A 25539-nucleotide genomic window follows, 5' to 3' on the forward strand; every position below is an offset into this window, starting at 1 on the left:
CTCCGGACGGTTACCGAACCCGGCGCCTTCACGAGAGGGCAGCGTTGTCAGGGCCTGACGGCGTTGCGCTTGGGCGGGGGCCGTGCTGTTTCGAGCGCTTCGGCTGAGTGCCCTTCGGGCGTTTAGCCATCCTCGGACTGTTGGTCCATCAGCCCGCTGAAATAGTCCTGCATCGTGTCAAGGCTGATGACGCGCGTGCCGCGTTCAGTAGGCGCGAGACCCTCGCGCGCTTCGATCCACGGCCGTTCGCCGTGCGTTGCGCGCGACAACTGATCCGCGGACCAGTCGCCGTAGAAGTCCACGACGGATTCGACAGTTTCGCGCTCGTCCTTGGTCAGCCGCTCATGGTCAGCGCCCCAGGAAGCAGGGAGCGGATGGTTCAGTCGGAACGTGCCGCGATGCAGGTCGTAGATGTCGCGGACGACGGGACCGTTTGCCCACGCCTCGATGCGCTCGTCGAATAGTGCCTCGCCATCCCACGCCAAGTGCCAGCCTTGGCAGTAATACAGCAGCTTCTGCAGCTTCATGGTCGTGGCCGACCCGAGCAGGCTCAGCACGAGGTCAGATGAGTCATGTGCGCTTGCCATCGCCGGCCTCCTTCCCATCGGCCGCCCCGTCGTTCTTTCTGGGGCTGCGGCGCCCTACCGACGACCACACAGGCCGTACGACAGCAGTATGGCAGCGGGGTACCACGCGAAACCCGTTCCCGTCGCCCTGCGACGCCCGGCAAGAGCCCCGGCTGCGCTGCAGGCGCCTGTGTGTCGGCGATATCGAGTGCAGATCTTCAGCGATCTCAATCGCACCGTCCACAAGACCTCCAAGTCGTTGGACATCCTCTACGACCACCGCCTGCCCAGCAACCAGATCAGCAAGGACAGTCCCGTCTTCGGGGGTGACGTCCCCTGCCGAGGTCAGGTCGCTTGAAGCGATAGCGCTGAGCGTGGCTTGGCACAACACACGCTGGCTACCCAGCAACGAGAGTTGCTAAGCCGACACCCTGCTGCCGGTCAAGCACATTTGTCGGCCTCAGGGTCGCTGCGCATTCTTGGAATCACCAGTGTCGCCGTCGGCGTGCCCTGTGTGATGAGGGGCCAGACCGTCTGCGGCGGCGATTTCGATGCCTTGGCGGGTGCCGCTGGCGGTGGCCTCGACGGAGCCGGATGCCGTAATCGGATTCCTCGTCAGAGTCACTCCCGGCCAAGAGTATGAGGAGGACGAGGGCGATCAGGGCGATCAGGGCGCTCAAGACGAAGACGATGCAGAGCAGCGATGAGACTGCGAGAACGGCCGAATACGGGCTGCGCCAGCCATTGCTCGACCTCGCGATCTCGCGACCCGAGAGCCACGCTGACATCAGCGTCGCCAGCATCACAGCAACGTTGAGCCAAGTAAGGGTGGGCCATGCCAACCATGCCACCACGACGCCCAGCCATCCGTTCATGGCTGTCAAGGTCGCGGCATAGGCGATCGACGCAGCGCAGAGCGCGGCTGCCGTCGATGCGGCAAGCGTTCGACAGCGTCCATGATCCTCAGGTCCAGTAGCCGGAAACGGGTTGGACGTCATGGGCGGCTCGACTCCCGGATGGGCAGCGGCTCCAGCGGTCCGGCCGCCAGAAAGGTGCCGCACTGTCGACATTCGGACTCAGTTTTCGTCTTCTCACGCGCCCAATAGCCGATGAGTGGGTGGTGTCGGACCCACTCGGCTCGCGTGTCGTGCTCTGTTAGGCCCAAGGTGGTGAACAGGTAGTCGTTGACGGCGTGGGCCGCCGCTACTGCGTTGAGTGTGATGACGCTCGGGGCAGGGACTTCTTCGATGTAGGTCTGCACTGCGCGCTGTTCGGGAGTGGCGGCTTCTTCGGCGAGCCTTGTGCGGTCGATGAGGTCGCTGCACCACAGACATGACTGTCCGGGCACGAGGTGGCGGACCACCGAGAACACGTCGTGCACGGTGCCTTTCGTGGTGTCGGTTTGGACCTTGGTGCCTGCCTGCCACACGGGGATGAGGTAGCGGTGGCAGATGGCATTGACTACGTGCCGTGCACGCATGGTGTCGGCGGCGAGAAAGATCGCGTCGCAGTCCAGGAGACATTCGGCTGCTACTGGGTCTTCGATGTCGGCACCGATTGCTTCGAAATGAATACCGGGCTTGGCTGCGCGGGCGACTCGCTCGGCGATGTGAACCTTGAGCGTCGGTCGCCAGCCGATGCGACGAGCGAGCGATGTTGGGAGCCACCGGGACTGCCAGTCGGTGGTTCGGGCACCGACGAGCCGCGATGCGTTGGATTCCTCGATTCGATCATCGTCGATGACCACGAGATGACCGACCCCGAGACGGGACAGGTATTCGTTGATGAGCGAACCAACACCGCCCGCACCGACGATGCCGACCTTCCGGCCAGCGAGGATCTCTTGCCCGCGGGTGCCGAACAGGCGCACTTGACGGTCGTATCGAGCATCTTCAGCTGATGGTCGGCGAGGCGCTGAGCGCAGCACACGAGTGGTGCGATTGGTGACCACAGCGTGGTCGAGCTCGATCTGACGTTCTGCTGAGAGCCAGATATCGCCGGCTATGGCGTTGTCGGCGAACACCAGAGCTCCAGCGGGTGGACCGTCGAGTATGTCAAGCAGCGCGGGATAGCCCCGCCGGTGCGAAGCCAAGTCGTCTCCCGAGAACGCAACGCTGTCGGTTCCAGGGTGGTTATGGACGGCGAGATAGGCGAGCCCTTCTTCGGAGCAAGCGCGCACGCAGTGCCGGACGAACTCAGGGGTGAGCATCCGATAGCCGCGCTCGCCGGGCACATAGTCCGTCTCGTCATGGGCCAAGAACAACCGGCGTCCGAGCAACCGCAGCCCACGCTTGCTCTCGAATGCTGATGCGCCGATGACGGCACCGTGTTCATCGGCATCGGGACGGAACAGGTGGGCGCGTAGGTCATCCATCAGCGCGATTGGGAGTCGCAGGCAAGCAGTGCTTCTCATTGCGTGTGCAGCCATTCCATGACCTTGTGCACCTTGCGCACTGCCGTGTCGAACTCGGCTGCTCGCTGATTGCTTCGCCGAGAGAGCTGAAGCGCTGGTTGCTCCTGGAACTCCGCCACACCGAAACCCTGGCCGTGGCCGCCGCCATCGGCTCTGGCGAGATCGGCACGCACGAATAGCGGATATACGTCGGCATCTGGATAGTTGTGGCTGACATGGAAGCCCAGCCACGTTTCGCCCTGTGTATAGGCAGGTCCGGGATCGATGGGATCCAGGGTGACGAACGCGCCGCCGCTGCCGTCGTCATCGGCGGTGATGATGGCAGCGGGGAACGCCGCGCGAAGCTCGGCGACGGCCTCTTCAACTGCGACCTTCATTGGCCCGCTCCTATGAGTTGTCGTCGCCAGCGACAGCGAAGAACTGTTCATCGCAGTGCACGACAATCGCCTCGTCGTCGCGCACCGGGTCTTCTTTGCCGTCATCATCAACCACTGTCAGGTGGAAGTCGGTTTGGATCGCGACGCCGTCGGAGATGGCGGCCTTCTTGATCTCTTGGCCGGTCGTCGTCGGCCCTTCAACGGTCACCGAGCGGTTGTTGACCAGTACCGATACGGGCTGGTGCTCCTCGTGACCGTGCTGCTGGAGGTCTTCGTTTGCTTGTGTCATGGTCTACCCTCCTTGGGTAAGTTGCGATACTGACGCAAGATTGCGGCCGAGCAATTCCACAGTAGCAGTGCAATTGCCATCTAGCAACAACGGGGGTCACGATGGACGACAAGAGCGGCTGGTTCGATGGCGAGGCGTTCTATGAGGCCCTCGACGCAGTCAGGCAGGCGCGGAGCATGACTTGGAAGAATGTGGCCGCCACATCCGGTGTGAGCGCGTCCACCCTGACGCGGATGGCGCAGGGCCGCCGCCCCGACGTCGACGGGCTCGCAGCACTGACCGCGTGGTCCGGGCTCCGGGCCGACGACTACGTCCGATCTGTCGACGACCGCCCCGACACCGAGCCGCTGGCGCTCATCGCTACCCACCTGCGTTCCGACAAGAACCTCACGCCTGAAGCAGCCACCGCACTCAACGAACTCATCAAGGCCACGTACGAGCGATTGAGAACGAGCGAGTGAATCAATGGCGTTGCGAAGGGGTTTCAAGACGGAGGCATCGGGACTCGCCGGAGAAGTCAGGCGTGAGCTTGGCTTGGGCCGGTTTGACCGCTTGGACCCGTTCGTGCTCGCCGGCCATCTCGATGTGCCAGTCATGCCGCTGACTGAGCTCAGCGGCACGTGTGACGCGGTGCAGTACTTCCTCGTGATCGAACCCGATGCATTCTCGGCAGCGACAGTCTTCGAGCGTCACAAACGCATCGTGGTCCATAACGACACACACTCAGCAGCGCGTCAGAGCAGCAACGTCACCCACGAGCTCGCGCATGGTCTGTTATTGCATCCCCCGGCACCTGCGCTTGACACAGCGACAGGCTGTCGCGCTTGGAATGCCGATCACGAGGATGAAGCCAACTGGCTGACAGGCGAACTACTCGTCACGCGTGAAATGGCGCTTGCCGTCGCGCGCGGCAAGGTTGCACGCGACGACGCGATGGACCGACTCGGTGTCAGCCAGCAGATGCTGCAATGGCGTATCAACGCCACCGGTGCGGCCCAGCGTGCCGCGCGAGAGAACGGCTCGTCGCGCTGAGAATCGCTGACCGCGAATACTGTCCCCGCCGCGGCGCTGTCGCAGCAGACGCTGAGTCTACGAACACCATGTCAGTAGTTGAGATTGTGGTTGCCCGCTGTTCGAGACGGGCGAGCGCGATTTCGCCGCGGAACGTGCAGGGATGACTGAGCACGGCGCGGACGGCGTCGCGCCGCATCGCGCGCGATTTGTTCGCAAAGGCGAGAATGATGGGCCATGGTCACGGGCGAGCTGAAGCGGCAGATCGATGCGGTGTGGAACGACTTCTGGTCGGGTGGCATCTCGAACCCGCTGGAGGTGATGGAGCAGCTCACCTACCTGTTGTTCGTCAAGGCCCTCGATGAGCAGCAGGCGCTCGCGGAGAACAAGGCGAATCGCACGGGCGAGCCGATCCCGGCGGAGGACAACATCTTCCCCGAGCGGCAGGTGTTCCAGCCCGAAGGGCGGGCTGAGGGCCGGCCGTACCGGGATCTGCGCTGGTCGAGGTTCAAGAATCTGCCTCCGGCCGAGATGTTCGACATCGTTGAGAACTACGTGTTCCCGTTCCTCCAGCAGCGAGCCGGCGAGAGCACCCATGCCAAGCACATGACTGGCGCCAAGCTCACGATTCCCACGCCTGGGCTGTTGCAAAAGGCAGTGGATGGGCTCGACGCGGTCGAGATGCAGGACCGGGACACCAAGGGCGACGTCTACGAGTACATGCTCTCGAAGATTGCCACGGCCGGCCAGAACGGCCAGTTCCGCACGCCGCGGCACATCATCGAGCTGATGGTCGAGATGATGGCGCCCCAGCCGGACGACGTGATCTGCGATCCAGCCGGCGGCACCTGCGGGTTTTTGGTTGGTGCCGGGGAGTACATCCGTCGCGAGCACCCGAGCGCGCTCACGCGTCCTGCCGCAGCGAAGCACTTCCACAACGGGATGTTCTCGGGCTACGACTTCGACAACACGATGCTCCGCATCGGTTCGATGAACATGCAGCTCCACGGGGTGCAGAACCCGAACATCAGCTATCAGGACTCGCTCGCCGAGGACCACGCCGACGACGCCGAGGCCTACAGCCTGATCCTGGCCAACCCACCATTCGCCGGGTCGCTCGACTACGAGGGCACTGCCAAGGGCCTACTGCAAGTCGTCAGGACCAAGAAGACCGAGCTGCTCTTCGTGGCCCTGTTCCTGCGGTTGCTCAGACCCGGTGGCCGGGCGGCCGTGATTGTGCCCGACGGCGTTTTGTTCGGCTCGACGAATGCACACAAGGAACTTCGTCGGATCTTGGTGGAGGATCAGAAGCTGGATGGGATCGTGTCGCTGCCCGCAGGTGTGTTCAAGCCGTACTCCGGAGTGTCCACAGCGATCTTGCTGTTCACGAAGACGAACTCCGGCGGTACCGATCTCGTCTGGTTCTACGACCTTCAGGCCGACGGTCTCAGCCTCGACGACAAGCGCGACCCGCTACTCAGTGAGGACAAACTCGGTGCGCTGGCTGGCGTCTTGACCGACGATGAGCACGAGAACAACAACCTCCCCGATGTGCTCGTGCGCTGGCACGGCAGAGACGACACGGAACTAGAGCGGGCACCGACCGAGCAGTCGTTCTGTGTGTCCAAGGCCGACATCGCTGCCAACGACTACGACCTCAGTATCAGCCGTTACAAGGAGATCGTCTATGACGAGGTCGAGCACGCGCCGCCCGTTGAGATTCTCGATGAGCTCGCCACTATCGAACGGGAGATCGAGAACCATCTCAATGACCTCAGGATGATGCTCAGGTGAGGACCGTCGAGATCGGCAGCGTTGTCGACCCAGTCAAGCGTTGGAACCCTAGATGGTCGGTTCCAAGGGGTGGGGGGTCCGCGTGTGGTGGGGTGAGGGTGTCCAAGCTCGGGGTGTGTACACACACCTCGATCTCGGAGGACCTGGGCATGAACCCGGACTTGGACACCCTCGCGACTGCACTGTATGTGCGCATCGACGATCTGTTGGCCGACCATCCCGACTGGGCGCCCGAGCGGCCCGAGGTGGGCATCGCCCCGAAGCTGTCCGACGCGGAGCTGGTCACGCTCGCGGTGATCTCGGCGCTGTTGGGGTTCGACTCCGAGCGCCGGTTCGTGCGCTACGCGAGGGCTCATCTGGGGCCGTGGTTCCCCTATGTGCCGAAACATTCGGGGTTCAACAAGCGGCTGCGCCGAGCCGCTGCGATGATCGGCCATGTCATCGCGGCGCTGGCACGCGAGTGCCCCGACTGGCACGACGACGTGTGGCTGGTGGACTCCACGCCGGTGCCGTGCGGCGCCAGCCGCGAGACCGCCCAGCGCTCTGACCTCGCGGGATGGGCCCAATACGGCTGGTGCGCATCGCATTCGCGCTGGTTCTGGGGGCTGCGCCTGCACCTGATCGCCACTCCCTCAGGGCTGCCGATCTGCTTCGCGCTCGCAGGCGCGAAAGCCGACGAACGCGACGTCTGCGCCGCCATGATCGCCCACGACGGTGTGGCCCGGCCGGGCCAGACGCTCATCGCGGACAAGGGCTACCGCTCGGCCGCGTTCGAGACCCGACTCGACAACGCCGGCATCACCCTCATCCGACCCGCCGCCCGCAACGAGACGCCGCGGCCGCACCAACGATTCCTGCGGCCCTGGCGCCAGATCATCGAATCCACCTTCAACAGCCTCAAAGAACAGCTCACCCTCGAACGCCACAAAGCACGCACCCACACCGGCATCGCCGCACGCATCCTGACCCGCATCCTCGCCCTCACCGCCGCCATCTGGCACAACCGCACACACCACCCCGACCGGCCCGCACGCTCACTGACCCACTACGACCACTAGCAGGGTGCTGAAAAAGTGGGTGTTTGGTGCTCGCGTTGGGCGGCTGGGCGCGGGACACTGTCGGTATGCGCGGAACTGTTGATGCCCAGATGGCGATGCTGTCGACTCTGTCGGCTGAGGATCTGATCGGCGAGACCCATCCGATACGGCGGATCAAGGCGACGGTGGACGTGGTGCTCGAAGAGCTGGACGGCGAGCTGGGGGCGATGTACGCGTCGGGGGGCCGTCCCAGCGTGCCGCCCGAGATGTTGTTGAAGGCGTCGGTGTTGATGGCTTTGTACTCGGTGCGTTCGGAGCGGTTGTTCTGCGAGCGGCTGAACTACGACATGTTGTTCAAGTGGTTCTTGGGGATGCGCATCGACGAGCGCTCCTTCGACGCGTCGACGTTCTCGAAGAACCGCGAGCGGCTGCTGGGCCACCAGATCGCGGACCGGTTCTTCGCTGCGGTGGTCGCCCAGGCGAGGCTGCGCCGTTATTGCTCGAGCGATCATTTCAGCGTGGACGGCACGCTGTTGGAGGCGTGGGCGTCGCACAAGAGCTTCAAGCCCAAAGACACTCCCGACACTGCGGATGTGTCAGGTGCTCTGTGTAAGCGGGCCGGTCGGTTGGTCATTTTAGGTGAGCGGGAGTCGCTCGGGGTAGCGGATGGCGAGCTGGTTCAAGCAGCGTTTCCATCCGATGGTTCCTGTTCCTTGTGGTCCTCCTCTGGTTGTGGTGATGTTGCGGATCGCGAGGTAGAGCAGCTTGAGCGCTGAGCGTTCGTTGCGGTGAGTGCCCTCGGGTCTTGGTTGCCTTGCGGAGCTGGCGGTTGATGTTCTCGATCATGTTGGTGGTGTAGATCACTCTTCGCACGTCGGGCGGGTAGTCCAGGAACGGGATGAACTGTTCCCAGCTTCGTCGCCACAGGCTGGCCACGGCGGGGTATCTGGCGCCGATGCCGGCTTCGAAGGCGTCGAGCGCGGCCTCGGCGGCTTGGGCGTCGACGGCGGCGTACACGGGCCGCAGCGCTTTGGCGACGGCTTTGCGGTCCGACCAGGTGACGTAGCGGTGCGAGGCCCGAAGCAGATGCACCACGCAGGTCTGCACTGTCGCTTGGGGCCAGGTCGCCTCGATCGCGTCTGGGAGGCCTTTGAGGCCGTCGCAGCACACGATCAGCACGTCTTCGACGCCTCGGTTTGCCAGCTCGGCGAGCACCCCGGCCCAGTACTTGGCGCCTTCGCCGTCGCCGTCGCCGATCCAGACGCCCAAGACGTGCTTGGCGCCGTCGAGATCGACGCCGACGGCGAGATAGACGGGCCGGTTGGCGACGTGGCCGTCACGGATCTTGACGTTCAACGCGTCGATGAAGATGATCGGATAGACCGCGTCGAGGGGCCGGCTGCGCCACGCCTCGAGCTCGTCGCGCACGCCGTCGGTGACCCGGCTGATCAGGTCACGAGACACTTCCACGCCGTAGATCTCGCGAAGATGAGCCGCCACGTCGCGCACCGTCATGCCCCTGGCGTACAAGGCGATGATCTTGTCGTCGAACTCGTCGAACCGGGTGCGGCCCTTGGGCACGATCCGAGGCTCGAAATCGCCGTTGCGGTCCCGGGGCACATCGACATCGACGCTGCCCGCACCCGTGTGCACCCGCTTGGGGGTGGTGCCGTTGCGCGAGTTCCCCGACCCCGCGCCGGCCGGGTCGCCCTTCTCATAGCCCAGATGATCAGTCAGCTCCTCCGCGAGCGCCCGCTCGAGCACTGCCTTGGTCAACTGGCCCAACAGCCCGCCGGCGCCGAGCAGCTCCGCGCCCTCGACGCGGACGCGTTCCATCACCGCGTCCAGCGCCCCCTCAGGCACCAGCGGCGTCATGTCCGCCGCCGGTCTCCCCGGCAGCCCTTCTCGTGCATTCTCAGTCATTGCGGTCCTTCCAGTCGCCCCGGCATCCATCACCGACACGACACTCTCAGACCAACCCCCTTACACAGAGGAAATGACACTCTCGCTTCAAGCCCAAAGACACTCCCCCCGGCGGCGACGCCGCGCCACGGGGCCGCAACGCCGAGGCCGACTTCCGGGGCTCCAAGCGCCGCAACGACACCCACGCCTCGACGACCGATCCCGAGGCGCTCTTGTACCGCAAGTCCAAGGGCACCGCGGCGGTGCTGTGCTTCATGGGGCACCTGATGATCGAGAACCGCAACGGGCTCATCGTCGACGCCGAGCTCACACGAGCCGACGGCCGCGCCGAACGCGGCACCGCCGCCGCGATGCTGCGGCGAGCCCCCAAACGCAAGCGGCGGCGCACCGTCGCCGGGGACAAGAACTACGACACCGCCGGGTTCGTCAAAGACGCCCGCAAAGCCGGGTTCACGCCCCACGTCGCCCAGAACGACACCAACAGACGATCAGCGATCGACCGGCGGGTCACCCGCCACGGCGGCTACGCCGTGTCCCAGCGGATCCGAAAACGCGTCGAGGAACCCTTCGGATGGCTCAAGACCGTCGCCGGAGGACGAAAACTCAGACACAAAGGCCGACACCGCAACCGGGCCTGGTACCTGCTCAGCGCCGCCACCTACAACCTCGTGCGCATAGCCCGACTCGACGCCGAAACCGCATAAACCAGCACCCCCGCCCGCACCGCGACAGCCCGCGGCACCCACCCCAGCACCCGAACCGCCGTCACTCACCGCACCGACACAGCCCCAACGGCCCCCCAAACCCGCCGACACACCAAATTTCAGCACCCTGCTAACCCCTTGGAACCAACCATCTAGGCGTGAGGGCGTCGGAGCCTTCATCTACGTCGACATCTCGAGCATCGATCAAGGCGCCAAGACGGTCTCTTTGCCATCTTCGGTCGATGCAACCGAAGCACCGAGCCGGGCACGGCAGCTAATCGCTGCTGGCGATGTCTTGGTGTCCACGGTCCGCCCCAATCTCAACGCTGTCGCATACGTGAGTCCGGAGTTGGGTGGAGCCACAGCCTCCACGGGCTACTGCGTCCTACGTCCCCGCCCAGGCCACCTCGACGGGCGGTACTTGTTCCACTGGGTTCGGGCTGTCCCGTTCATTGCGCATCTCGTTCAGCGCGCGACGGGTGCGAGCTATCCGGCCGTGTCCGACAAGATCGTCAAGGCGGCCCCAATCCCATTGCCGTCGATGGAGGAGCAGCGGCGGATCGCGGCGGTGCTCGATGCGGCCGAGGCGCTCCGGGATCGTCATTTGTCAGCAGCTCGGCATTCCGGGGATCTGCTCGCGTCGTTGCAGCAGCGGGCGTTTCGGGGGGAGTTGTGAGCGAGTCGCAGTTCTCGTTCCTCGAGGCCGAGTTTCGACCCGAGTTCGAGTCGGCGTGGCGGGCCGAGGGTCACACGCTGTCGGATCCTGGAGCCGCGGTCATATATGCGCGCAAGTGTCTGGAAACAGCCGTCAAGTGGATGTACCAGCATGATCGTACTTTTCCACAGGCTTATGTGGACAACCTCAACGCACTGTTGACAGAGTCGGCATTCAAGGCATTGGGAGGCGGTCGGATCTTCGACGTGGCACGGAAAATCCAGAGGGCGGGGAACCGGGCCGTCCACCAGTCGAAGGCCCCATCCAAGCTGGAAGCGGTCGAGATCGTCTCGGCGCTGTTCCAGTTCTGCCTCTGGTTCGCATTCACCTACGGCCGCACATCGAAGCCCGATCTTTCGCTGCGATTCAACCCACACCGGTTGCTTGACGCGGGCGAAGCGGAGCGGGCATCGCTGCGGGAGCGCCAGGAGCTTGAAGAACGTCTCGAAGAAGAGTCCGTGCAGCGCACACTCGCGCTCCAGCGGTCGGAGGAGCTGTCTCGTACCGCCGAGGAGTTGAGCGCCGATCTGGCGAAGCTGCGCGCAGAGGTCGCCGCGGCGAAGAAGAAGGCGGCCGAGAAGGTCCCGCCGGAGGCCTTCGACTGGTCTGAGGCCCAGACCCGCAAGTTCAAGATCGACGCCCTGCTGGCCGAAGCCGGCTGGACCGATCTCGTCGAGGGCCGAGACACCGAATATGAGGTGCACGGGATGCCCTCCGACTCGGGCATCGGCTACGCGGACTATGTGCTGTGGGGCGCCGACGGACTGCCCCTCGCCGTGGTGGAAGCCAAGAAGGCGCTCGTCGATCCGAAAGTTGGCGAGCAGCAGGCCAAGCTCTACGCCGACTGCCTGGAAGACGAGACCGGCCAGCGACCGCTCATCTACTGCAGCAATGGCTACGAGCACTGGCTGTGGGACGACACCCAGCATCCGTCCCGGCCAGTGCAAGGGTTCTGCACCCGCGACGAGCTGGCGTTGCTCATCCAGCGACGCACGGCTCGCAAGTCGCTGGCATCACTGGAGGTCGACGAGCAGATCGTCGACCGCCATTACCAGCGGCGAGCGATCAGCGCCATCGCCGAGCACTTCGAGCAAAGCAAGCAGCGCAAGGCACTGCTGGTGATGGCCACCGGTGCGGGCAAGACCCGCACGGTGATCGCCCTGGCGGGCCTGCTGATGCGGGCCGGGTGGGTGAAGCGAGTGCTTTTCCTGGCTGATCGCACGGCGCTCGTGAACCAAGCAGTGAACGCGTTCAAGACGCATCTGCCTGACTCGGCGGCGGTGAACCTGGTGACTGAGGGCAACGTGGACGGCCGGGTGTACGTGTCGACGTATCAGACGATGGTCGGCAAGATCGACGAGTACCGGGCCGACGGGACTCGCCGGTTCGGGGTGGGGCACTTCGACCTAGTGGTGATCGACGAAGCGCACCGCTCGGTATATGGCAAGTACCGGGGCATCTTCGAGTACTTCGACTCGCTCCTGATGGGCCTGACCGCCACCCCCAAGGACGAGGTCGACAAGAACACCTACGACCTGTTCGACCTGGAGACCGGGGTGCCCACCGACGCCTACTCGCTGGACGACGCCATCAACGACGGGTTCTTGGTGCCGCCCCGGAGCGTGTCGGTCAAGTTCAAGTTCGTGCGCGATGGCATCCGCTACGACGACCTGAGCGAAGACGAGAAGGACGACTGGGACGAGCTGGACTGGGGCACCGACGACGAGGGCAGCCCGCTGGCGCCGCCCGAGGCGATCGACCCCGCCGAGCTCAACAAGTGGCTCTTCAACAAGAACACCGTCGACCGAGTGCTCGAGTATCTGATGACCGAGGGCGTCAAGGTGGCCGGCGGCGACCGGCTGGGCAAGACGATCATCTTCGCCAAGAACCAGAAACACGCCGAGTTCATAAAGCAGCGCTTCGACGCCAACTACCCGTCGCTGGATGCCGGGAACTTCGCACGGGTCATCACCCATCAGGTGACCTACGGCCAGAGCCTGATCGACGACTTCTCCAACAAGGCGAAAGCGCCGCACATCGCGATCAGCGTGGACATGCTGGACACCGGCATCGACGTGCCCGAAGTCGTCAACCTGGTGTTCTTCAAGCTGGTGCGGTCGAAGACCAAGTTCTGGCAGATGCTCGGGCGGGGGACTCGGCTGTGCGGGGACCTGTTCGGGCCGGGGGAAGACAAGACGCACTTCAACGTGTTCGACTTCTGCGCGAACCTGGAGTACTTCAGCCATCCGCTGGCGTCGGCAGAGAAATCGAGCGGCAAGTCGCTCAGCGAGATCCTGTTCAGCGCCCGGTTGGAGCTGTTGGCCACGCTCGATGCAGTGGCGGCGCTCGGCGACGAGCGGGCTGAGATCGCAGCCACGCTGCACGAGACCGTGGCGTCGATGAACCCCGACAACTTCTTGGTGCGGCCTCACTTGGAGCTGGTGGAGCGGTTCAGCTCGCTCGAAGCGTGGGAAACAGTCTCGCTGGCGGACCTCGCTGAGCTCAATGAGCGAGTGGCCAAGCTGCCCGACCAGCTCAAGGCCGACAGCGAGGACGCCAAGCGCTTCGACGTGGTGATGCTGAATGCGCAGTTGGGCCTGCTGCGGCGCGAGCCGTTCGAACCGCAGCGCAAGCGGATCATCCGTGTTGCGTCCGCGCTGGCGGACCTGGGCACCACGATTCCGGTGGTGGCACAGCAGCAAGAGCTGATCGCCGACATTCAGACCGACGAATGGTGGGCCGACGTCACCTACCCGATGCTGGAAGACGCCCGCAAGCGGCTCCGCAACCTTGTCCAGCTCATCGTGCACACCAACAAGAACGTGCTCTACAGCGACTTCGCCGACGAGTTCGGCGGCGTCAGCGTGATCAAGCTGCATGGGACCGGCGAGCCCGCCGGCGATGGTGATGCCGGGGACGATGACGACGCTGGTGGCGGTGGTGGTGGTGGTGACGAGTTCGCCCAGTTCCGCAAGAAGACCCAGCACTTCCTGAAGGAGAACCTGGCCACCGATGTTGTGGCCAAGGTCCGCAGCGGCGAGACGTTGACGCTGGTCGACATGCACGCCCTGCAGCGCGTGCTCGTGGCAGCCGGCATCGGCGACGACGACACCTTCGCCGAGGCATCAAAGCGAGCCGGCAGCTTCGGTCTGTTCATCCGCTCGCTGATAGGACTCGACCGGGCCGCAGCCAAACGCGCCTTCGCCACGTTCCTCGACGACAAGCGCTACAGCGTCAACCAGATCCGCTTCGTCGACATGGTCATCGACTACCTCACCGAGCACGGCACCGTCGAAGAGCGCCGCGTCTACGAATCACCCTTCATCAGCGTGGCACCCGAAGGACCCGACGCCATCTTCGAATCCGACGACGTCGACGAATTCTTCGAAATCGTCAAGCACCTCCGCAACACCGCCGCCATCTGACCAGCCGGCCCGGCCCCGTCGACGCGTCGCGGAGCGCGACTGCGGACGCCAATGTGTGCCGCTCGGCAGCTTCGCCGCTGCAAAACCGAATGGCGCCGCTCCGGCCTGTGCGCTAGGAAGCGGCGGTTGGGATCTCAGAATCTGTTGGCCGGAGGTCGGGTGGTGTCATATAGTGAGGCCGTACTTCTACACCGGCGCCTAGGCCCTCGGCCGAACGCCACGTCCTACGGCCGCCTTCGGGCGGCCGTAGTTGCGTCCTGAGCCGTGTACATCTGTTACATCGACGAGTCCGGCGGATTCGAAGCCCCGAACTCCGGTCCTCGCACGCCGCTGATGGTCTTCGCGGGATTGATTGTGAGGGCATCGGCGATCAACGACGTCACAGTGGACTTTCTTTCGCTTAAGCGCAGGTTCTACCCAGGCCAGGCGGCACGGCATCTCGACTACGTGCTGGCAGAGGTCAAGGGGTCGGAGCTGCGGCGAGCCGTACGCAGTGGGAGTCAGCGAGAGCGTCGGCACGCACTCGGCGTCCTCGATGGCGTTGTGCGCCTCATCGAGCGGCATGAGATTCGACTGCTGGGGCGGGTCTGGGTGAAGGAGCCAACCAAGGCGTTGAAGCCTGATGCCACCTACACATTTGCTGTCCAGGACATCGCTCGGCACTTCGACGAATTCCTGGGACAGCAGAACAGCCTCGGCCTCGTCATGTGTGACGGGCGGGACCACCGCCAGGATGTGCGTGTTGCGCACTCGGTGTTCACGCAAAAGCACAAGTCGGAGGGCGATGCGCTGCCGCGAATCATCGAGACCCCGGTGTTCGGCAAGAGCGACAACCATGTCGGATTGCAGTTGGCGGATTTGGTGGCGTCGGCGCTGCTGTTCCCGATAGCGGCCCGCGTCTACTGCGCAGACGCCGGAAGCGGGCTGCACACTGCGCCCGAGTTCGACGCGATTCGGTCCCGGTATGCACGTCGGCTTCGAGCACGTCGGCATACATACCGCGATGCAACCGGGCGAATGCGTGGCGGCATAGTGGTCAGCGACCCTTCTGGCCGCCGGTCGTCCTGGCACCTGCTCCAAGCTGCCGACAGTGAGCTCCAAGGGAGTGGCCAGCAAGACACTTGACGCGGCTCGCGGGCGTGTTCGGCGTGGATCCATGTTCTTGGATTCAGCCGTTGTTGGGTACCGAATCGCAGTCAACATCGCGTTCATCTCACAGTCTCAATGCACGCCGAGACATCTCATCCGGGCGTAAGTCCGATCCGTGCCGGGTTCCAGACGATCTCAGCAAGCTCGCGGTAGAGATCTTGGCGGGCGTCGATGTCGTCCTTCGTGAACGTCTCCGGGTACGACTCGAACGCGAGGCTGTAGGTCGCAAGAAGGGCGTCGAAGCTGGGGTTGTGTTGGTAGGCCCGCCGGTGCAGCGACCTCGCCAAGGAGTTCTGGCCGGAGTAGTGGTGGACCTTCTGGTCATAGGGCATCGCGCCGTAGCTGGCGTTGAAGTCCTTCGGGAGCAGCAAGAGGCCGCCGAACTTGTTTCGGTGATCCTCGAATTCGTGGACGGTCGGGAACTCATCTGCGTGCCGCTCGAACTTGTTGGCCCAGATGTGCTCAACCTCGTACGGATGCGTGCGCGATCGGTCGAGGTAGTCAGCCAGCGACGTTCCGATGCCGAGTTCGGAATCGAGCCAGGCGGTGATGCGAGCGAGGAGGTAGTGGATGTGACTCCGGTTCCGCTGCGTGAGGCTGAACCAACGGATCCCGTCGAGACGCTCTTGCTCTGTCTCGAGCCAGCGACCGAGCACGCCTCGGACCGTGTCGGCAGGCCGGTCGCGGATGTCCTCGATGAGATTGAACATTGCGTAGACAACCGTTGAGTACCCGAAGTTGCGGTAGTTCACCATTCTTCGTGCGATGAAGATCTCGAGAGCGCCGGCGATGAGCGCAGCCTTCGTCGTGAACGTTTCGTCGTCGTCTTCAAGGGTGACCGCGGCGAGGATGACGGGGAGCTGCAGCGTGAAGCCGATCCTCGCATTGCAGAAGACGGCTTCGAGCCTTGGGCGCAGCTCGTGAGATGCGTGAAGCAGCTCCAGGTAGCGGCTGCTGAGCCCCAAGAACTCGCGCTCGACGAATCGTCGATAGTCCCTTTCGCGGTCCAGCCCGATTGCAGTCTGATTGTCCCGCACCCACTTGTGGAACGCCGTGCCGATGATGTCGAAGTCGCGAGGTGCAGCGTTGGCTCTGCGTTCGCGTTGCGTCACAGCGTGCTTGCCGCGGAGCCAGGCCTTGACGAATTCCGCGTCGGCGTTCTTCTCGGTATCGATCAGCTCGGTGACTCGCTGGCGCCAACGGCCGTTGAGGTCTCGAATCACGATCTCGTCGCCGACTCGAGCAAGCAGGAAGCTCTTGAGCATGTCGGTGCTGCTCAGCCGCAGGCCGCGGTCGTTCATGGTCTCGAATATCTCGAGCGCCATGTCCTGGTCGGGCGCACCGATGTCGACGAGGATCACGCGGTGCTGGAGCCAGTCGGAGCAGTACGGGAGCGTGTCACCTTGGAGGTCACTCGAGAACCGGTCAACGATCGTCTGGTAGCGGGCCCAGAGGTTGCGGACCGACTCGGGATCGCTGCCGGCGTCGTACTCCTCGCCGTCGAGGATGGCCTGCAAGCACTCTTCGCGCTCGTCGACGTCGAGATTGAACGTCTTCTTGCCGAACGCCGTAGAGAAGATGAGCGAGTTGAGGGCTTGTGCGTCGCCGGGATGTGTCGCGGCGAGTCCGTGACGGACGTAGATCAGCAGGAGACTGAGGGTTGTGATTCGTTGCTGGCCGTCAACGAGGTAGCGCACACCGTCGCGTTGCGCAGTCACGATCGGCCCTAGGAAGTACGGCCGGTAAGAAGCCACGTCGTGCCGCTCGTGGGTGTCGCGGTACTCATCGAAGAACCGGCCGGTGAGGTCGTCGATGAGTTCACCGACCTGAGCCTCTTCCCAGCTGTACTCACGCTGGTAGAAGTCGAGGCCGTAGCGGCTCTCCGACAGGAGCTACCGAACGGATCGGGAAGTTCCGGTGATCTGCTGAACATCGACGGCCACTAGTCGGTCCTTCCTTTCGGCTCCGCCGATGCCGTTCGCGTCGAGCGCCGGTCTGTCCGGCGTTCGGTGAACGCAGCGGTCCGGCAGGAGTCTGCTCTCGCGATTGCTGTGATACCACTCGAAACCCGACTGAAGACGCGTTCTAGCCCGGTCGCGGTCGTTACGATTCGGCGCTCGTGGAGCAGACACCGCAGGAGTCGCCGCGAAGTCCTGCTGGGTCTGTGGCTGATTGCCCACGCTGTGGCGCTGACATGGTCCTGCGAACCGCTCGTAGGGGAGCGAACCAGGGCAACCAGTTTTGGGGATGCTCGACGTTTCCGAAGTGTCGGAGCGTGGTCGCTTTCGAGCCTTCCGAAGACTCCGTCAGCGACTCGGGGGTTCCGCCAGCTCCCGTATTGGGAAGCAGCGATGCCCCGCAGGCCGCCGAGCCTGCCGTCGACGCTGAATCACTGGCGCCGAAGGCGACTCCCGACGGCAAGGGACGACGTCGTTTGCGCGACAGGCTCGCCGGGGCAGCTGTCGGCGCGGTCAAGACATACGACAAGGTGCGGCGATCGATGTTGGAGGCCGAGGAGCCGGACGCGTCGGGCCGCTGGAGCCCTGAACATCGCCGCAAGGTGCTGCGCTACGTCTACGAACGAGACGGCGGTCGATGTGGTGTGTGCGGCGCCGAGACACGAATTCAAGCCGCCCATGTGGAGCGCATCGTCCCCAAGATCTTCGCCTACTTCGACATCAGCAAAGCCGGCAAGGCGGTGCAGGGCACTCGGTACAAGAGCCTGCTGCACAAGCTGGACAACCTCCAGGCGTCCCACACCTACTGCAACAAGAACAAGGGCAACACGGCAGACGTGACCCGCTGGCGGCATCCAACGATGCCCCCGCTCGCAGTGGCGTTAGCCGAGGACGGTTCGGAGTTTCGAGTGCCGTCGGAGCCTGTCGAGGGCCACTAGCCGTCGGTTCGCGTGAGGTTGTGTGCGCGTGATGCGCAGACCCTGGCCAAGAGGCTCAATGCGATGGGTTCGCCGAAGTACCGGAACGACGGCGACCTGCGCACGAGCGGGCCGGGCTTCAGGCTCACCTTGCATCCCGCGTCGCTCGATGTGCCTTGTCGCTCGGGGATTCAAGAGCTGAGATCGCCGGCAACCTCCCACGTCTCCTCCAGTGCTGGATCGAGCAATGTTGAGCCGAGATTCTCAGGGAACACGGCGAAAACGATGTCGACATCGGTCGCGGATGGGCTCCGAATGGCCTGAATTCCGTGTTCGTAGGCGGCCTCTCCCAACTGTTGAGTGACTTCCAAATTGTCACTCACGACATCGCTGAGCGAGATGCCCAGGTAAGAGCGCGTGTTCTCGTCGGCGAGATCGAGGGGCGAGCTCCCTCGCCGCTGCGGGGGTTGTAGCCGGGGGTTTGGTTGCGGAACCCAACGACGTGCCCGGGGTGCGTCGGTGCGCGCGCGACGACGACTGGATCCACCCGGGTCATCTCAGGTAGTGACGCCTTCTGCGAGTGCGAGCAAGAGGTCGACGACGCGGCGGTACTCGCCCTGAGCGACGAGGTCCAGGGGCTTCTCGTAGCCGAGGCCGGGGTTAGGAGACCGCAACCAGAGCCTGGCGGCATCGTCGCGGATGACACTTCGAGTGAGATCGACGACTGCGCGCAGCTCGAGGAGCCGCTCTTCGGCCTCGCGACGTGGTGCCGTTTCGTCGGTGCGCCATCGAACCACGCTTCGCGGGTTGGCGTCGCTCACTCGCGCAAGGTCTGCCGTGTCCAAGACGTCACCCTCGTACAGGTGATCCAACAGAGCGGAGACCGTGTTCATCGGCTTGTGTCGTCCTTTTGACTACAACAATGTCGTGTGATTGGCACAGTATATGTCGAGCAAATGAAACAAGAGGTCCGATGGGCCTCGACGTTGGCGGGCACCCCACCTGGGCTCGTTACCCCGATCCGACGGCCCCGACTTCGGTCGGGGCTGTTTAGCGCTTGAGTCCCCGGCAGATACACGATCTGTTCCCAAAAAGCATGGCTCATCAGCGCATTCGCACCGCTACGGTGCGCGACGTGGACGCTTGGCTGTACGAACCCGAGGCACATCCGAAGCTGAAACACCACTGGCAGCACGATCGCGCAGGATTCGTCAGCGTCGGCTCGGAGCTTGTCGCGAAGTGCCCGGCGGCGATGACGCTGGCCGACGCTCAGGTTCTCTTGGACAATTCGGTTCCGTATTTCCCGCCTCGCTGGTCTCGGCCGTACCCACAGCGGTTGTACGCAGTCAGTGACGGAGTCGTCTATCGGGCCACTCCGACGAATCCTGGCACCTCGTACCATGGATTCCCTGAACACCCGGACCGGTTTCCAAACAAGGGAAACGCAAAGCAGGTCAAGCAATGGCTGCTGGCTGAGGCCAGACACCAAGGATGCAGACAGGAGGTGCTCCAGTGGATGAACTGGTAGCACGCTCCGCCAGCGGCGAGATCGAATTCGCACTGAACTGGCTGCCCCGCGATTCGAAGTCGGCCGGTGCCGAGGCGACCCTCGGAAGCTTGCGTGTATGCCTGAGGGGTCGGCCCGTTTGGCACGGCGCTGATGACACAACCGGAATCGAATGGACGTGGATAGAACTCCTCGAATTCCTTGGTGAGTATTGGCTCTATCTGTCTGTCGAAGACGGCTGTCCCCTTGGCGTCGCGCCGAGTACGGCTCCGAGGATGCTCGCTGAGGCAGAGGCGGCTGCAGACCTCCTGCCGCCAGCCGAAGCAGAGTTCGAGCATGAACAGATCGAGGCATACCGCTCGACGCATGACTTGGCCGAATCGCTGCAAGGGGCGGTTTCGCCCCCCTTGTGGGTCGTCCGGTACGGAAGCATGGGCTGGATGGCTTCCAATGCGGCCACTGCGCGCACGTCATTCAGCGAAGTCCTCAAAGTCTTGACTCATGTGGGGGATTTCATTGCACGACGTCTCGACGGGTTGAGCGATCCGCGTTCGACCCAAGCGGTGAGGACGTGGCATGAGCGTGACGGTCATGACCGGCTTCGCGTCATCGAAGCGGCCACCGGCTATCCGCCAGAACTGGTAGCCGAGGTCGAGGCGGTGTTCCCATCGCTGGACGAACGCGACGGGGGCAAGCTTGTCTCCGACGAATTGCTCGCAGCAGCACGCCTGGTGGGTCCTCAGCCCCTCACGACCTTGCGGCCGATCGTCGAGGCCGTGCGGGAGCTCAAGAAGTTCAAGACGTCCGGGCTGGACCGTTTGGCGGCTCATGCAGCTGAAGTGATCGGATCGGTCGCGGACGAGCCGCCATTCGCCCAGGGGCACGAGCTGGCCGGCTGGCTACGGGCTCAACCGAGCATCGCCAACGGAAGTGGCCGGGTGAATCCCGATGAGCTCCTGCGGTCGTGGGGTGTGCCCGTCGTCGACGTCGCCCTTGGGCTGCCGAATGTTGATGCGATTGGATGCTGGGGCCCGAATCACGGTCCAGCAGTACTTCTCAATAGCGGCCGACGTCATGCCTCGAATGTCGGGCGCAAGCGAGCGACGCTGGCGCACGAGATCTGTCATCTCCTTGTCGATCGTGCGACCTCGCTGCCCCTGGTCGAGGTGCTCGGCGGCCGGACCGCAAGACATGTCGAGCAGCGCGCTCGTGCCTTCGCGGCTGAGTTGTTGCTGCCTCGCGAACTCGCCGGCCGACTGTTCTTGAGCTTTGACGGCGATGACGATCGTGCGGCGAAGTCGCTTCGGGCACGCTACGGGGTGAGTTCGGCGGTGCTCGGCTGGCAGGTGCGCAACGCGGAAATCCCGCTCGCACCCGCATCACGCCACTTCATCGAACGGCTCATCGGGGAATAGCTGTTGCAGTCCGCTCCTACGGTTGGGGCGTGGCTGAGAAGTCGGCGATCGAGTGGACCGAGGCGACGTGGAACCCGACCTCGGGCTGCGATCGGGTGTCGCCGGGTTGCGACCGCTGCTATGCGCAGACCCTGGCCAAGAGGCTCAAGGCGATGGGGTCGCCGAAGTACCAGAACAGCGGCGATCCGGCGACGAGCGGGCCGGGCTTCAAGCTCACCTTGCATCGGTCATCGCTCGATGTGCCTCGACGCTGGCGGGCACCGCGTCTCGTGTTCGTGGACTCGATGAGCGATCTGTTCCATGACGATGTGCCGCCCGAGTTCATCGCGCAGGTCTTCGAGGTGATCCGCGAGACGCCCCAGCACACCTACCAGGTGCTCACCAAACGAGCGCAGCGGCTGAGCCGGATCGCAGGCGAGCTCGACTGGCCGCCGAATCTGTGGATGGGCGTGAGCGTCGAGACTCGCCGGTACGCCTTCCGCATCGATCACCTGCGCAAGGTGCCCGCAGCAGTGAGGTTCGTGAGCGCCGAGCCGTTGCTTGGCCCGCTCGGCGAGCTCGATCTTGCGGGCATCGGCTGGGTGATCGTCGGCGGCGAGTCCGGTACCGGCGCCCGGCCCATGGAGCTGGACTGGGTCACCGAGCTTCGCGACACCTGCACCTCGGCCGGGGTGGCGTTCTTCTTCAAGCAGTGGGGAGGCAGGACGCCCAAGGCCGGCGGCCGAGAACTCGAGGGCGAGCTGTGGGACGAGCTGCCGGTGAGCACGGCGGCCTAGCAGGGCGGCTGTTGCAGCCGGAGCATCGGCGCGAACTGCGAATCCGCTGGTGTGGCCAGATTCAGAATTGCGTTGCTTGAGCCGTCGGCATTGCCAATGTCGAGGGAACGCGGCTGTGGTGTTGCATCCATCGAGCCGTCTCGGGGGACATCATCTTGAGCAAGCGGCCGATTCGGTCGTAGTCGGCGTGGAGGTTTCTGAAGAAAATCGGTTCGTGGTGGGCGATGCGGTTTCGAAGGGTTCGAAGACGGTCGAGCTGCCCGAATGCCGCCTTGCGAGACGGCGTAGGCGCAAACGCGCGGTGCAGCGTCGATCGCCAGAGCATCGCGTCGTAGCGCCGAGCAGACAGGGCAACCCAGAAGCTGAAGCTGCACTCAGCCACGATGCGACTTGGTGTCTCGATCTTGCGTTCCTGCCTCAAGGAACGTTTGGCATTCACCACAACTCGCCGCTGGGCGTCCGCGAGTGTGAGCGAGTCGTACCAATTGCTCCCGTAAGCCTCCGATAGGAGGCTGTGGAAGACGTTCCGGAGCGTGATTTCGACAACTTGAAGAGGACCGAGGAACGCCGATGCGAGCGCTGCGTTCCGGACATAGAGTCGGAATGCCTGAACTTCGTCTCCTGCTGTGTGAGCGAGGTAAGTCGACAGCCGATCTGGCGACACCGTCGAGCGAAGTGCGTCCAGCGACGAGTCGTCGTAGTCGAACGGGCTCCGGTCGTTGGAGGCGCTGCCGCTTGATATCGTGGGCATCGTAAGCTCCTCGTCGGCCTCTCGTTGAAGCTGCTTGGGGCAGAACTTGGGGGGCGACGCCAATCGCGGCGGCGCCCCCCGATTGCTTCCCGAGGAAACCTCTGCCACACCCTCGCCGAGTGATCAGCGGTTCTGAGCTGACCGTAGGCAGCATGCGAGCGTTAGTCGAAGCGATTTCTTCGATACGGTGTCCACACCCCACCGGGGCGCGTAACCCCGGTCCGACGGCCCCGACTTCGGTCGGGGCTGTTTAGCGTTCGGGGGTCGACCTCGTTCACATCAGGACCCGCTACCCCTGCGACGTGATTCAGTCGGCCACGAGTTGCTGGACTCGTTGGTGGGACTCGCCGAGGAGTCGAGCCGCATCCCGGCGTGAGACGCCGGCTTCGGTGAGCCGCAGTGCAGCGGCCCGCTGGCGAGCCAAGTAGATCTCGTGCGCTTCCAGCGCTTGGTCGCGCAGGCGTGCGAGTTCATCGACATCGACGTCCGCGACGTGCACAACAGCTTGTCGCTCGTCTGTGTCAACCGCGCTAGACAGCGTAATCCTGTACCAGGCCGGCGGCCGCTGCGTACTGTTTGCGCGTGCCGGTCGCCAGATGTGGGCAAAGATTCCATATTTAGGGATATAGATTCCAAAATATGGGCAAGTCGGCTACGCCGAAGCTGCTACCACTGCTGCGATCGCGTCAGCAGGGCGAGATCTTGGCGCGGCTGCTCGGCGACCCTGAACTCGAAGCCAGCGTCACGGACATCGCAGCGATGCTGGGCGCACCGATCAGCTCCGTGCACCGCGAGATCGAGCGAGCACACGCCGCTGGCATCGTCACGAGTCGAAAGATTGGCAATGTCCGGCTCGTGCGGGCCGACACCGACAGTCCCTACTACGCGGGACTCGCCGACGTGCTGGTCAAGGCATTCGGCCCCCCGCAAGTGCTTGCGGCAGTGCTCGAAGATGTGGACGGCATCGAGGCTGCGTACATCTTCGGATCGTGGGCCGCTCATCGGGCTGAAGTCGGGAGTGACCGTCCCGTCGCGGACATCGACGTCCTCGTGCTTGGCGCCCCGGATCGTGATCGGCTCTACGCAGCGCTTTCCGTCGCCGAAGAACGACTCGGACGTCCGGTCCAGGAAGCCGTGCGCCCGGCGGACTGGATTGCCAACGGCACCGACAGCTTCCACGCGACCGTCGTCAGCCGGCCTCTGGTTCAGATCGACCTCGGTCAGGGCTGAACGGCTCCAAGGCATCTTCTTCGCCGACCCGGCGCGAGCCTTCGACGAAGTCCTCCGTAGGCCTGAGTAGGACACCTTCCGCGAGCGGTGGTCGGCGTTGGGCGTTCGGAGGCATGCGTACGCTGGCGGCACGGCGTCGGGAGTGTGCCGATGGAGCCGAACCGGCGAGCCGCAGCAGGCTTCATGTACTCCGACACGGGTGGCGACGGCCCCGTGGTGGTGCTGCTGCACGGCGTGCTGACCAGCGGCAGCCTGTGGGACGACGTGGTCGACGGGCTGGCGAACCTCGTGCTCGTCTCCTGCGAGGCGTTCGACAACTACCCGCCCGGGTTGCCGGGCCGGCTGCTGTGCCTGGATGCGACGCTGCTCGGCGGCACCTTCCTGACCGCTCAGCTGCTGCGGCCCCGCAGGATCCGCCACCTGCCGGTGACGTTCGGCGGCATGTCGGCGAAGCGGGTGCCCGACGAAGTGTTCTTGGACTGGATCGGGCCGCTGCGCCATGACCGGCGTGTGCGCCGTGATCTGGACAAGTACCTGCGGCGGGTGCCCAAGCGGGCGCAGCTGCTCGAATGGGCGCAGGAGCAGCGGTCGTTCGGCGGGGCGGTGCTGGTAGTGTAGGTCGGGACGATCGGCTGATGCCGGCCGCGCATGCTGAGCGGCTAGTCGAGCACTTCGAGAACGCTCAGCTCGTGTGGATCGACGACAGCCGGAGCCTCGTGCCGATCGATCAGCCTGAGGTTCTGACCGAGCATCTGCGGTCGTTCTTGGCCGCGAATGCGGATTGAGGGGCGTCGGGAGCCGGACAATCCGCATGACAGGTTCGTCAGCGGAGGTGTCACTGACGGCGCTCGGGTTCGTCATGGCGGCTCGGCTCGGCCAACGACGAGGTGCCGGACCCTGGGGTGCAGCGCGCCCAGCGGTTGAGCCGGTCAGAGCTTTGCGGCGATGCGTTCGAGCGTGTTCCAGTTGCGGGCCGTGGCGGGCACCTCGAAGTGCCGCTCGAGATGGGAGTACGACAGGCGCAGCGCCTTGACGCCCTCCGGCGCCCACACGTACACCTCTGATCCTTCGACGTGGACGACCTCGGGTGCATGGTCGGCCTCGACGAGCGATCGGGCGGCGTTGGGGTCGGGTTCGGCGCCGGGTTCGGTGTCGAGGAAGTTGACCAGGTAGCGGGACCCGTTCTCCGCGATGTGGCCGAGGGGGTTGCGTTCGAGGATGGCGGTGATCTCGGCGGCGGTGCGGGCCACGCAGGGCACATGGACATCGAATTCGTCGGCCAGCAGTTGCTGGACGGCGGCGGCCACGGCGGTGGTGGCGGCATTGGCGTTTGTGGCATCGTCGGGCTCATCGGCCGTGGGCTCAGACCCGAGTTCGGCAGTGAGCTCGGCAGCGAGTTTGGCAGTGGGCTCGGACCCGAGTTCGGCAGTGACGATGATGTTCCCGCTCTGGAGGATCGTGACTGGGTCGGTGTAGCCGGCGTCGGCCAGCTTGAGGCGAAGCTCGGCCATGGGCACCCGGTTGTGCCCGCCGACGTTGATGCCCCGGGGGAGAACGACGCAGCGGATGGTCATGCTCGCCG

General features: G+C 64.3%; 27 protein-coding genes and 4 pseudogenes. 19 read left to right on the top strand and 12 right to left on the bottom strand.

What is annotated here, in order from left to right; all coding sequences use genetic code 11:
* Nucleotides 1–122: 122 nt before the first annotated feature.
* A complete protein-coding gene (locus ACOGJB_RS13990; RefSeq protein ID WP_419837706.1) occupies nucleotides 123–587 on the bottom strand; it encodes a Panacea domain-containing protein in 465 nt (154 codons plus the stop codon).
* A 187-nt stretch (nucleotides 588–774) separates the two neighbouring features.
* Here ACOGJB_RS13990 and ACOGJB_RS13995 point away from each other — a divergent pair, with 187 nt between their 5' ends.
* Nucleotides 775–924 carry a hypothetical protein gene (locus ACOGJB_RS13995; protein ID WP_419837707.1) on the top strand — a complete coding sequence of 50 codons (150 nt, stop codon included), beginning with the start codon at nucleotides 775–777 and terminating at the stop codon, nucleotides 922–924.
* A 102-nt stretch (nucleotides 925–1026) separates the two neighbouring features.
* Here the strand turns inward: ACOGJB_RS13995 and ACOGJB_RS14000 are convergent, their stop codons facing one another.
* On the bottom strand, nucleotides 1027–1191 hold the full coding sequence (locus ACOGJB_RS14000) for a hypothetical protein (RefSeq protein WP_419837708.1): 165 nt from the start codon (nucleotides 1189–1191) through the stop codon (nucleotides 1027–1029).
* 65 nt (nucleotides 1192–1256) lie between these two features.
* Between ACOGJB_RS14000 and ACOGJB_RS14005 the strand changes: the two genes are divergently transcribed.
* Complete coding sequence (locus ACOGJB_RS14005) at nucleotides 1257–1463, top strand: hypothetical protein (protein WP_419837709.1); 207 nt, start codon at nucleotides 1257–1259, stop codon at nucleotides 1461–1463.
* A 97-nt stretch (nucleotides 1464–1560) separates the two neighbouring features.
* On the opposite strand, the gene ACOGJB_RS14010 is transcribed toward ACOGJB_RS14005, so the two are convergent.
* From ACOGJB_RS14010 to ACOGJB_RS14020, 3 genes are read right to left on the bottom strand one after another with little or no spacing between them, the layout of a single operon-like run.
* Complete coding sequence (locus ACOGJB_RS14010; RefSeq protein ID WP_419837710.1) at nucleotides 1561–2994, bottom strand: HesA/MoeB/ThiF family protein; 1434 nt, start codon at nucleotides 2992–2994, stop codon at nucleotides 1561–1563.
* Entirely contained in the window at nucleotides 2976–3356 is a 381-nt protein-coding gene (locus ACOGJB_RS14015; RefSeq protein ID WP_419837711.1) for a hypothetical protein, read from the bottom strand. The genes ACOGJB_RS14010 and ACOGJB_RS14015 overlap by 19 nt, the downstream gene beginning before the upstream one ends.
* 10 nt (nucleotides 3357–3366) lie before the next feature.
* Complete coding sequence (locus tag ACOGJB_RS14020; protein WP_419837712.1) at nucleotides 3367–3645, bottom strand: multiubiquitin domain-containing protein; 279 nt, start codon at nucleotides 3643–3645, stop codon at nucleotides 3367–3369.
* Between the two features lie 101 nt (nucleotides 3646–3746).
* Between ACOGJB_RS14020 and ACOGJB_RS14025 the strand changes: the two genes are divergently transcribed.
* The 5 genes and pseudogenes from ACOGJB_RS14025 to ACOGJB_RS14045 all read left to right on the top strand — a co-directional run.
* Nucleotides 3747–4106 (top strand): hypothetical protein, encoded by a 360-nt coding sequence (locus ACOGJB_RS14025; protein WP_419837713.1) that lies wholly within the window; start codon nucleotides 3747–3749, stop codon nucleotides 4104–4106.
* A gap of 184 nt (nucleotides 4107–4290) precedes the next feature.
* Nucleotides 4291–4677, top strand: a complete 387-nt coding sequence (locus tag ACOGJB_RS14030; RefSeq protein ID WP_419837714.1) for an ImmA/IrrE family metallo-endopeptidase — start codon at nucleotides 4291–4293, stop codon at nucleotides 4675–4677.
* Between the two features lie 216 nt (nucleotides 4678–4893).
* Nucleotides 4894–6450: a type I restriction-modification system subunit M gene (locus ACOGJB_RS14035; RefSeq protein WP_419837715.1), complete on the top strand. Its 1557-nt coding sequence runs from the start codon at nucleotides 4894–4896 to the stop codon at nucleotides 6448–6450.
* Nucleotides 6451–6599: 149 nt separating this feature from the next.
* The gene (locus ACOGJB_RS14040; protein ID WP_419837716.1) at nucleotides 6600–7508 is read left to right on the top strand and encodes an IS982 family transposase; all 909 of its coding nucleotides are present in this window, start codon (nucleotides 6600–6602) and stop codon (nucleotides 7506–7508) included.
* A gap of 206 nt (nucleotides 7509–7714) precedes the next feature.
* Nucleotides 7715–7942 (top strand): annotated as a pseudogene (locus ACOGJB_RS14045) (transposase); the annotation flags it as partial.
* Nucleotides 7943–8122: 180 nt separating this feature from the next.
* Here the strand turns inward: ACOGJB_RS14045 and ACOGJB_RS14050 are convergent.
* Nucleotides 8123–9362, bottom strand: a pseudogene (locus ACOGJB_RS14050) (IS256 family transposase).
* Between the two features lie 260 nt (nucleotides 9363–9622).
* On the opposite strand from ACOGJB_RS14050, the gene ACOGJB_RS14055 reads away from it, so the two are divergent.
* The 4 genes from ACOGJB_RS14055 to ACOGJB_RS14070 all read left to right on the top strand — a co-directional run bounded on the left by ACOGJB_RS14055 (nucleotide 9623) and on the right by ACOGJB_RS14070 (nucleotide 15379).
* The gene (locus ACOGJB_RS14055) at nucleotides 9623–10114 is read left to right on the top strand and encodes a transposase (RefSeq protein ID WP_419837717.1); all 492 of its coding nucleotides are present in this window, start codon (nucleotides 9623–9625) and stop codon (nucleotides 10112–10114) included.
* A 295-nt stretch (nucleotides 10115–10409) separates the two neighbouring features.
* Nucleotides 10410–10790, top strand: coding sequence for a restriction endonuclease subunit S (locus ACOGJB_RS14060; RefSeq protein ID WP_419840747.1), 381 nt, complete (start codon nucleotides 10410–10412; stop codon nucleotides 10788–10790).
* Nucleotides 10787–14254, top strand: coding sequence for a DEAD/DEAH box helicase family protein (locus tag ACOGJB_RS14065; protein ID WP_419837718.1), 3468 nt, complete (start codon nucleotides 10787–10789; stop codon nucleotides 14252–14254). Before ACOGJB_RS14060 ends, ACOGJB_RS14065 begins: the two co-directional genes overlap by 4 nt.
* A gap of 264 nt (nucleotides 14255–14518) precedes the next feature.
* On the top strand, nucleotides 14519–15379 hold the full coding sequence (locus ACOGJB_RS14070) for a DUF3800 domain-containing protein (protein WP_419837719.1): 861 nt from the start codon (nucleotides 14519–14521) through the stop codon (nucleotides 15377–15379).
* Between the two features lie 116 nt (nucleotides 15380–15495).
* Here the strand turns inward: ACOGJB_RS14070 and ACOGJB_RS14075 are convergent, their stop codons facing one another.
* Nucleotides 15496–17292, bottom strand: coding sequence for a DUF262 domain-containing protein (locus ACOGJB_RS14075; protein WP_419840748.1), 1797 nt, complete (start codon nucleotides 17290–17292; stop codon nucleotides 15496–15498).
* Between the two features lie 275 nt (nucleotides 17293–17567).
* On the opposite strand from ACOGJB_RS14075, the pseudogene ACOGJB_RS14080 reads away from it, so the two are divergent.
* The 3 genes and pseudogenes from ACOGJB_RS14080 to ACOGJB_RS14090 form a co-directional block, all read left to right on the top strand.
* Nucleotides 17568–17687, top strand: a pseudogene (locus ACOGJB_RS14080) (topoisomerase DNA-binding C4 zinc finger domain-containing protein); the annotation flags it as partial.
* Entirely contained in the window at nucleotides 17679–18299 is a 621-nt protein-coding gene (locus ACOGJB_RS14085; RefSeq protein ID WP_419840793.1) for an HNH endonuclease, read from the top strand. The pseudogene ACOGJB_RS14080 and the gene ACOGJB_RS14085, both read left to right, overlap by 9 nt.
* A gap of 33 nt (nucleotides 18300–18332) precedes the next feature.
* Nucleotides 18333–18515, top strand: a pseudogene (locus tag ACOGJB_RS14090) (hypothetical protein); the annotation flags it as partial.
* Here ACOGJB_RS14090 and ACOGJB_RS14095 read toward each other — a convergent pair.
* Together ACOGJB_RS14095 and ACOGJB_RS14100 are read right to left on the bottom strand one after the other, a co-directional pair.
* A complete protein-coding gene (locus ACOGJB_RS14095) occupies nucleotides 18470–18661 on the bottom strand; it encodes a hypothetical protein (RefSeq protein WP_419840794.1) in 192 nt (63 codons plus the stop codon). The pseudogene ACOGJB_RS14090 and the gene ACOGJB_RS14095 overlap by 46 nt on opposite strands.
* Nucleotides 18662–18835: 174 nt before the next feature.
* The gene (locus tag ACOGJB_RS14100) at nucleotides 18836–19171 is read right to left on the bottom strand and encodes an antitoxin Xre/MbcA/ParS toxin-binding domain-containing protein (protein ID WP_419837720.1); all 336 of its coding nucleotides are present in this window, start codon (nucleotides 19169–19171) and stop codon (nucleotides 18836–18838) included.
* Between the two features lie 889 nt (nucleotides 19172–20060).
* Here ACOGJB_RS14100 and ACOGJB_RS14105 point away from each other — a divergent pair.
* The gene (locus ACOGJB_RS14105; RefSeq protein WP_419837721.1) at nucleotides 20061–21200 is read left to right on the top strand and encodes an ImmA/IrrE family metallo-endopeptidase; all 1140 of its coding nucleotides are present in this window, start codon (nucleotides 20061–20063) and stop codon (nucleotides 21198–21200) included.
* A 29-nt stretch (nucleotides 21201–21229) separates the two neighbouring features.
* The gene (locus ACOGJB_RS14110) at nucleotides 21230–21976 is read left to right on the top strand and encodes a DUF5131 family protein (RefSeq protein ID WP_419837722.1); all 747 of its coding nucleotides are present in this window, start codon (nucleotides 21230–21232) and stop codon (nucleotides 21974–21976) included.
* Nucleotides 21977–22037: 61 nt separating this feature from the next.
* On the opposite strand, the gene ACOGJB_RS14115 is transcribed toward ACOGJB_RS14110, so the two are convergent.
* On the bottom strand, nucleotides 22038–22727 hold the full coding sequence (locus tag ACOGJB_RS14115) for a hypothetical protein (RefSeq protein ID WP_419837723.1): 690 nt from the start codon (nucleotides 22725–22727) through the stop codon (nucleotides 22038–22040).
* 307 nt (nucleotides 22728–23034) lie between these two features.
* A complete protein-coding gene (locus ACOGJB_RS14120; RefSeq protein WP_419837724.1) occupies nucleotides 23035–23226 on the bottom strand; it encodes a hypothetical protein in 192 nt (63 codons plus the stop codon).
* 140 nt (nucleotides 23227–23366) lie between these two features.
* Between ACOGJB_RS14120 and ACOGJB_RS14125 the strand changes: the two genes are divergently transcribed.
* The 3 genes from ACOGJB_RS14125 to ACOGJB_RS14135 all read left to right on the top strand — a co-directional run bounded on the left by ACOGJB_RS14125 (nucleotide 23367) and on the right by ACOGJB_RS14135 (nucleotide 24742).
* Nucleotides 23367–23957 (top strand): ArsR family transcriptional regulator, encoded by a 591-nt coding sequence (locus ACOGJB_RS14125; RefSeq protein WP_419837725.1) that lies wholly within the window; start codon nucleotides 23367–23369, stop codon nucleotides 23955–23957.
* Nucleotides 23958–24107: 150 nt separating this feature from the next.
* Nucleotides 24108–24575, top strand: a complete 468-nt coding sequence (locus tag ACOGJB_RS14130) for an alpha/beta fold hydrolase (protein WP_419837726.1) — start codon at nucleotides 24108–24110, stop codon at nucleotides 24573–24575.
* 17 nt (nucleotides 24576–24592) lie between these two features.
* On the top strand, nucleotides 24593–24742 hold the full coding sequence (locus ACOGJB_RS14135; RefSeq protein ID WP_419837727.1) for an alpha/beta fold hydrolase: 150 nt from the start codon (nucleotides 24593–24595) through the stop codon (nucleotides 24740–24742).
* A 144-nt stretch (nucleotides 24743–24886) separates the two neighbouring features.
* On the opposite strand, the gene ACOGJB_RS14140 is transcribed toward ACOGJB_RS14135, so the two are convergent.
* Complete coding sequence (locus tag ACOGJB_RS14140) at nucleotides 24887–25531, bottom strand: DUF1697 domain-containing protein (protein WP_419837728.1); 645 nt, start codon at nucleotides 25529–25531, stop codon at nucleotides 24887–24889.
* Nucleotides 25532–25539: the final 8 nt, after the last annotated feature.

This window comes from Candidatus Poriferisodalis sp. (genome assembly GCF_965208895.1).
In the GTDB taxonomy this organism is placed as follows: Bacteria; Actinomycetota; Acidimicrobiia; order Acidimicrobiales; family Poriferisodalaceae; genus Poriferisodalis.

Excerpts from the sequence above, each read along its gene's own strand:
- ACOGJB_RS13990 (WP_419837706.1), bottom strand. The coding sequence starts at position 587 with ATGGCAAGCGCACATGACTCATCTGACCTCGTGCTGAGCCTGCTCGGG.
- ACOGJB_RS14005 (WP_419837709.1), top strand. The coding sequence starts at position 1,257 with ATGCAGAGCAGCGATGAGACTGCGAGAACGGCCGAATACGGGCTGCGC.
- ACOGJB_RS14010 (WP_419837710.1), bottom strand. The coding sequence starts at position 2,994 with ATGGCTGCACACGCAATGAGAAGCACTGCTTGCCTGCGACTCCCAATC.
- ACOGJB_RS14015 (WP_419837711.1), bottom strand. The coding sequence starts at position 3,356 with ATGAAGGTCGCAGTTGAAGAGGCCGTCGCCGAGCTTCGCGCGGCGTTC.
- ACOGJB_RS14020 (WP_419837712.1), bottom strand. The coding sequence starts at position 3,645 with ATGACACAAGCAAACGAAGACCTCCAGCAGCACGGTCACGAGGAGCAC.
- ACOGJB_RS14025 (WP_419837713.1), top strand. The coding sequence starts at position 3,747 with ATGGACGACAAGAGCGGCTGGTTCGATGGCGAGGCGTTCTATGAGGCC.
- ACOGJB_RS14035 (WP_419837715.1), top strand. The coding sequence starts at position 4,894 with ATGGTCACGGGCGAGCTGAAGCGGCAGATCGATGCGGTGTGGAACGAC.
- ACOGJB_RS14040 (WP_419837716.1), top strand. The coding sequence starts at position 6,600 with ATGAACCCGGACTTGGACACCCTCGCGACTGCACTGTATGTGCGCATC.
- ACOGJB_RS14100 (WP_419837720.1), bottom strand. The coding sequence starts at position 19,171 with ATGAACACGGTCTCCGCTCTGTTGGATCACCTGTACGAGGGTGACGTC.
- ACOGJB_RS14105 (WP_419837721.1), top strand. The coding sequence starts at position 20,061 with ATGCTCGCTGAGGCAGAGGCGGCTGCAGACCTCCTGCCGCCAGCCGAA.
- ACOGJB_RS14115 (WP_419837723.1), bottom strand. The coding sequence starts at position 22,727 with ATGCCCACGATATCAAGCGGCAGCGCCTCCAACGACCGGAGCCCGTTC.
- ACOGJB_RS14125 (WP_419837725.1), top strand. The coding sequence starts at position 23,367 with ATGGGCAAGTCGGCTACGCCGAAGCTGCTACCACTGCTGCGATCGCGT.
- ACOGJB_RS14130 (WP_419837726.1), top strand. The coding sequence starts at position 24,108 with ATGGAGCCGAACCGGCGAGCCGCAGCAGGCTTCATGTACTCCGACACG.
- ACOGJB_RS14135 (WP_419837727.1), top strand. The coding sequence starts at position 24,593 with ATGCCGGCCGCGCATGCTGAGCGGCTAGTCGAGCACTTCGAGAACGCT.
- ACOGJB_RS14140 (WP_419837728.1), bottom strand. The coding sequence starts at position 25,531 with ATGACCATCCGCTGCGTCGTTCTCCCCCGGGGCATCAACGTCGGCGGG.